4 protein-coding genes and 1 pseudogene are annotated in these 6243 nt (G+C 73.3%); 4 read left to right on the plus strand and 1 reads right to left on the minus strand.

Annotation, left to right across the window (positions count from 1 at the left end):
* Window positions 1-1369, minus strand: a 1369-nt coding sequence (locus tag IH13_RS0118165; RefSeq protein ID WP_158791206.1) for a glycosyltransferase, incomplete at its 3' end; no start/stop codon positions are given.
* Between the two features lie 100 nt (window positions 1370-1469).
* Between IH13_RS0118165 and IH13_RS0118170 the strand changes: the two genes are divergently transcribed.
* The 4 genes and pseudogenes from IH13_RS0118170 to IH13_RS0118185 all read left to right on the plus strand — a co-directional run.
* On the plus strand, window positions 1470-3485 hold the full coding sequence (locus IH13_RS0118170; RefSeq protein ID WP_031085728.1) for a bifunctional glycosyltransferase/CDP-glycerol:glycerophosphate glycerophosphotransferase: 2016 nt from the start codon (window positions 1470-1472) through the stop codon (window positions 3483-3485).
* Between the two features lie 90 nt (window positions 3486-3575).
* The gene (locus IH13_RS0118175; RefSeq protein ID WP_031085730.1) at window positions 3576-4310 is read left to right on the plus strand and encodes a methyltransferase domain-containing protein; all 735 of its coding nucleotides are present in this window, start codon (window positions 3576-3578) and stop codon (window positions 4308-4310) included.
* Window positions 4311-4321: 11 nt separating this feature from the next.
* Window positions 4322-5194, plus strand: coding sequence for a TylF/MycF/NovP-related O-methyltransferase (locus IH13_RS0118180; protein WP_031085731.1), 873 nt, complete (start codon window positions 4322-4324; stop codon window positions 5192-5194).
* A gap of 150 nt (window positions 5195-5344) precedes the next feature.
* A pseudogene (locus tag IH13_RS0118185) lies at window positions 5345-6243 on the plus strand (glycosyltransferase family 2 protein); the annotation flags it as partial.

A 6243-nucleotide genomic window follows, 5' to 3' on the forward strand; every position in this document is an offset into this window, starting at 1 on the left:
GAGATGTGTATAAGAGACAGGGGCCCAGCCGGCCGGGGTCGAGGACCATCTCGAAGCCCGCGTGGTCGTAGCAGTGCGACTCCTGGCCGGAGCCGGCGGTGGCCTCGGGCATCCGCACCGTCCGCACCGGCACGGTCCGCGGCCGTCCGCCGCCCGCCTCGCGCACCAGCGCCGCCTTCAGCGCGTGGCGGGGGGCGTCGGCCGGGAGGTTGCGGATGTAGGCGTAGCCGCGCAGGGTGAGCCGCCCGTCCGCGCCCCAGGACGCCGCCACGAGCCGGGCCACGGCCGGGAGGTCGCCCCGGCCGAGCCGTGCCGCGACGGCCCCGCCCGCGACCCCGGGGTGCACCGCACGGCGCCGCCCGGGCAGCCCGCGGACGGTGAACGTGCCCGTCCCGTTGGCCCGTTCGAAGGCGAGGACGGCCAGCAGTTCGTCCAGCGCGCGCTCGCGCACCAGCCGCCACCTGATCCGGGCCTCGGCCGGCAGGCCGTCGAGCACCGCGTCGCCCGCGCGGTCCAGGAAGGCGCCCGCGTCCGCCATGAACGCCTCCCGGTAGGCGGGCCCGCCCATCGGGAGGCCCTCCAGGAAGTACACGAAGTCGTCGCGCAGACAGGAGGCGTCGTACCGCTCGCGCTGTCCGGCACCGCGGTCCGCGAGGAACGCGCTGACCTGTTCGCAGGCGGCGATCCGGTCCCGTACGCCCCGGACGTCCGTACGCCGCCGGGTGATCGAGCCCTCGCGGACCCGCCAGAGGTAGACGTGCCGGTGCAGCACGTCCACCGACCGGGCGAGGAAGTGCGCCGGGATCATCACCGGGGCGTCCTCGTAGAGCTTGCCGACCGGGAAGGCGAAGGCGTGCCGGTCCCAGAAGGAGCGCCGGAAGACCTTGTTCCAGGCGACCCGGTCGGCCAGCAGCCGGGGGTCGCGGGTGACGTGGGTGCGGGGGTGGTCGGCCCTCAGCCAGCGGTACTGCCAGGCCTGCCGCTGCCCCTGCCCGGTCAGCCGCCACACGTTGCCCGTCACCAGGTCGGACCCGGTCGACTCCAGGGACGCCAGCATCCGTTCGTACGCGTCGGTCACGACGAGGTCGTCGCTGTCCGCGAACGCCAGGTACGGGACGCCGGGGGTGGTGTGCGCGACCCCGGTGTTACGCGCCGCGCTCAGGCCCGCGTTGGGCTGGTGGACGCAGCGGAAGCGGCCGTCCCGGGCGGCGAACCCCTCCGCGATCCGGCGGCTGCCGTCGGTCGATCCGTCGTCGACCACCACCACCTCGAGCGCCCGGAGCGACTGGCGGGCCAGCGAGGTGAGGCACTCCTCCAGGTACTCCTCGACGTTGTGCACGGGGACGACGACGCTGAGGAGTGGCTTCATGCACAGCTCAACCGGGTCAGACGCCCCGGGTCACCTGAGCTGACCCGAACGGGTGAATGCGGGGAGGGGCGGCGCACCGGCCGCACTACGCTCGGCTGCCATGCTCCTGAGCGTCGTCATGCCCGTCCACCGCGTCCAGGGACACCTGAGGGCGGCACTGGAATCGGTGACGGAAGAGGCCTCGGCCGCCTGTCCCGCCGACTGGGAACTGATCGCCGTCGAGGCCGGGGCGCCGGACGGCGGCCCGGCCATCGCCCGGGAGTTCGCCGAACGCGACCCCCGGGTGCGGGTGCTGCGTGCCGGGTGCTCCGGTGAGCACCCCGAGGGCGCGGCGCGCAACGCGGGGGCCGCCGAGGCCCGGGGCGACTACCTGCTCTTCCTGGACGGCGACGACCTGCTGCTCCCGGGGGCCCTGGCGGCCGTCGCCGAGAGGCTGGCGGCGGACCGTCCCGACGTCCTGCGGCTGGGCCACGACCTCGTCGACTGGTGGGGCGCGACCCGGCCGGGCGACGGCACCCTCCCCGCGGCCCGCAACCAGCTCTTCCGCCGCGCCTTCTGGGCCGCGCACGGGCTGGGCTTCACCGAGGGGCCGTACGACGACGTCGTACCCGTGCACCGGGCCGCCCTGCTCGCCGCCGACACCGCCACCCTGGCCGTGCTCGACCGGGTCTGCGTACGCCACCGGCTGCGCCGCACCGGAACCTTCGCCACGACGCCCGGGCGCGCGCACTTCGCGGTCATCGACGCCTACGCGCGGCTCACGGCCGCGACCGGTGGCGATCCGCGCGTCGCCGCCCTGCGCACCGCACACCTGGAGGCGGTCCTGGAGGACCCCGGCCGGATCGCCCCGGGGGACCGCCGGGCGTTCTTCCGGGCGGCGGCCCTCCCCGGCCGGTACGTCTCCCACCGCACCCGGGAGACCGTGCGCGCCCAGCGCGCGCGGGCGCGCACCACCCTGGGAGCCGGTCGCAAGGCGCTGCGCACCCGGGTGATGCGGGCCGCCTACCGCACGGACCTGCACCGGTCGCTCGATCCGCACCTGGCGGTCTACGGGGCGTACTGGAACCGGGGCGTCGCCTGCAATCCGGCCGCCGTCCACGCCAAGGCCCGTGAGCTCGCCCCGCACATCCGCGGGGTCTGGGCCGTCTCCTCGCGCCATCTGGACAGGATGCCTCCCGGGGTGCCCTACGTGATCGAGGGGTCCCGGGCCTACTGGCGGGCCATGGCCACCGCCACCTACCTCGTCAACAACTCCAGTTTCCCGGGCGGTTTCACCAAGCGCCCCGGCCAGGTCTACCTCCAGACCCACCACGGCACCCCGCTGAAGACCATGGGCCTGGACCAACTGCCGTACCCCGCCCTCACCGGCGGCGTCAGCTACGAGCGGATCCTCGCCCACGCCGACCAGTGGGACCTCAGCCTGACCGCCAACCCGCACACCACCGAGGTCTGGGACCGGGTCTACCCGGCCCGGTACGAGCACCTGGCGGCCGGATACCCGCGCAACGACGTCTACTTCACCGCCACCCCGGAGCGCACCGGCAAGATCCGGGCACAGCTGGGCATCGCCCCGGGGCGCACGGTCCTGCTGTACGCGCCGACCCACCGCGACTACCGCAGGGGCTTCGTCCCCCACCTCGACCCGGAACGGCTCGCACGCGACCTGGGCGAGGAGTACGTGCTCCTGGTGCGGGCCCACTACTTCTACGGGCACCCGGCCGGGCGCCCGGCGGCGGAGCGGACCGTCGACGTCACCGGGCACCCCTCGGTCGAGGAACTCTGCCTCGCCTCGGACGCGTTGATCACCGACTACTCGTCCCTGATGTTCGACTACGCCTGCCTGGACCGCCCGATCATCACCTACGCCCCGGACTGGGCGGCCTACCGGGCGGCGCGCGGCACCTACATCGACCTGCTCTCCGGTCGCCCCGGAGACACCCCGGGAGCGGTCGCCACCACCCAGGACGAACTGCGGGAGCTGCTGCTGACCGGGGCGTGGCGCTCCCCCGAGGCCGCCGCGCTGCGCACCGCGTTCCGCGACCGGTTCTGCCCGTACGACGACGGGCGCGCGGCGGAGCGGGTGGTGCGGCGGCTCTTCTCGCTCGGCCCCGGGTGAGCGGCGCGTCACCCGTACGGGGCGACCCCTGTCCGCCCCGCCGTCGTTGTGTTCAACAGCGCGCGTACACCGCAACGTTGGGAGAAGGCCATGCACCGGTCCGCCTACGAGCAGATGGAGCTCTGCATCCAGGAGTACCTGCCCACGTCCCGCAGACACCGGGTGGTGGACCTCGGCTCACGGATCTCCGGGCAGCAGACCCGCACGCACCGGGGGCTGCTGTCCGGCCACGACATCGACTACGTGGGCGTGGACGTGCTCGACGGGCCCAACGTGGACGCGGTGATGACCCGGCCCTACCGGATCCCCGCCAGGTCCCGGAGCGCCGACGTCGTCCTCTCGGGGCAGGCGTTCGAGCACATCCCGTTCTTCTGGGCGTCGATGCTGGAGATCGCCCGGGTGCTCAGGCCGGGCGGTTATGCCTTCATCACCGCACCCTCGCGCGGCCACGCCCACGACGCCCAGGACTGCTGGCGCTACTACCCCGACGGCTTCCGCGCGCTGGCCGCCCACTCCCGCCTCGAACTCTGCGAGGCGTACACCGACTTCCCGCCGGTCAAAGGCATCTGGCACGACTACGGCTCCATCGACGCCAAGGCCGCCTACTGGGGTGACTCGGTGGGCGTCTTCCGCCGGCCGCACCCCCACCGCCGGCCGGTGACCCGGCTGAAGAACCGGCTGGCCGACTTCGCCGTACGGGAGACGGCGGTGTGGTGGGCCAACCGGGCCGGCGGCGTGGACCGGGTGCCGCTGCCGCGCCCGCTCGACGGACGGGAGCGGTGCGGGCGTCCGGACAGCCGGACGGCCCCATCAACCGCAGGTTGACGAAAGATGACATGAGCCGCAAACCGCGCGTACTGTCCCGCCCCATGGCTTGGCGCAACGCCGTCAACGGCGTCCTTCAGCAACTCACCGGCTATCAGCTCCGGCGTGTGACCGTGCCCGCCCCCCGCGCCGCCGCCCCGGCCCGGGACGGGGCGGCGGCCGTGGTCGCGAGGGCGGCGGAGGCACCGGCGAAGAAGAAGCCGGCGCCGCAGTTCCCCGCGGACTACGACGACGAGGCGAAGGACATCATCCGCGCGGTCAAGCCGTACACGATGACCTCACCGGAGCGCCTCAACGCCTTCGTGCTGGCGACCCGGTACATCGCCCGGCACGGCATCCCGGGTGCCGTCGTGGAGTGCGGTGTCTGGCGCGGCGGGTCGATGCAGGCCTGCGCCAAGACCCTGCTGTCGCTCGGCGAGACGGACCGGGACCTGTACCTCTTCGACACGTACGAGGGCATGACCCCGCCCACCGCGGAGGACCTGCGGCGTGACGGCAGGTCCGCCCGGGAGCTGCTGGACGCCCAGGGCCGGGACCGGCCGATCTGGGCCGTCGCCTCGCTGGAGGACGTACGGGAGGGGTTCGCGGGCGTCCCGTACCCGGAGGAGCGCGTCCACTACGTGCCGGGCAAGGTCGAGGACACCGTCCCCGGGCAGGCCCCGGAGCAGATCGCGATCCTCCGGCTGGACACCGACTGGTACGCGTCGACCAAACACGAGCTGGAACACCTGTACGGGCGCCTGGTGAGCGGGGGCGTCCTCCTGATCGACGACTACGGGTACTGGCAGGGATCGCGCCAGGCCGTGGACGAGTTCCTCCAGGAGACGGGCGAGCGGCTGCTGCTGCTGCGCATGGACGAGGGCCGGATCGCGGTCAAACCCTGAACCCGCCCCCGGCCGACGGCCGTCGCGAGCCCCGTTGCCTTCCCGGCACGGGGCTCGTTCGTCAATAAGACCGACCGGCCGTCCACGCGCCGGCCGGTCCGAGCAACCCGTTGACCGAAGTTGGCCGCCCGGAAGGATCGTGCGCAGCGCATGGCACCCCGTCTCACCGTCGTCGTCCCGCTCTACAACGTCGAGGAGTACCTCGGAGCCTGCCTGGAGTCGCTGGCCGCCCAGACCATGGCCGATCTGGAGGTCGTCATGGTCGACGACGGCTCCACGGACAACAGCCCGGCAGTGGCGCTGGAGTTCTCCCGGAAGGACCCGCGCTTCCGCCTGATCCGGCAGGAGAACGCCGGGCTCGGCGCCGCACGCAACGCCGGGGCCGGACAGGCCCACCCGGACGGGGAGTTCCTCGCCTTCGTCGACAGCGACGACGTCGTGCCCCCCGGTGCCTACGCGCGCATGCTCGGCGAACTGGACGCCTCCGGCTCGGACTTCGCCACCGGCAACGTCCTGCGGCTGCGGGCCGGCGGGGCGCTGGAGCAGTCCCCGATGTTCCGCAGACCGATGGAGAAGGCCCGCCGGGCCACCCACGTCACCCGGGACTGGGTCCTGCTCGGCGACCGCATCGCCTGCAACAAGGTCTTCCGCAGGGCCTTCTGGGACCGGCACGCCTTCACCTTCCCCACCGGGGTGCTGTACGAGGACATCGCCGTGGTCCTGCCCGCGCACTTCCTGGCCCAGGGCGTCGACGTGGTGGAGGAGCCCGTCTACCACTGGCGGGACCGCGACGGATCGATCACCACCCGGCGTGCGGTGGCCAAGGGCATCCGGGACCGGGTCACCGCGGTCTCCGCCGTCAGCGCGTTCCTCGCGGAGCGGGGCATGACCCAGGCGCTGCGCCGCTACCAGGAGCATGCGCTCTCCGGGGACCTGTGGCTGTTCATCGAGGCTCTCCCGGGCGGTGACACCGACTTCCGGGAGGCCTTCCTCACCCACGCCAACGCCTTCGCCGACACCGTGGAGCCCCTGTCTCTTATACACATCTC

The organism is Streptomyces sp. NRRL WC-3549 (genome assembly GCF_000721935.1).
GTDB lineage: Bacteria > Actinomycetota > Actinomycetes > Streptomycetales > Streptomycetaceae > Streptomyces.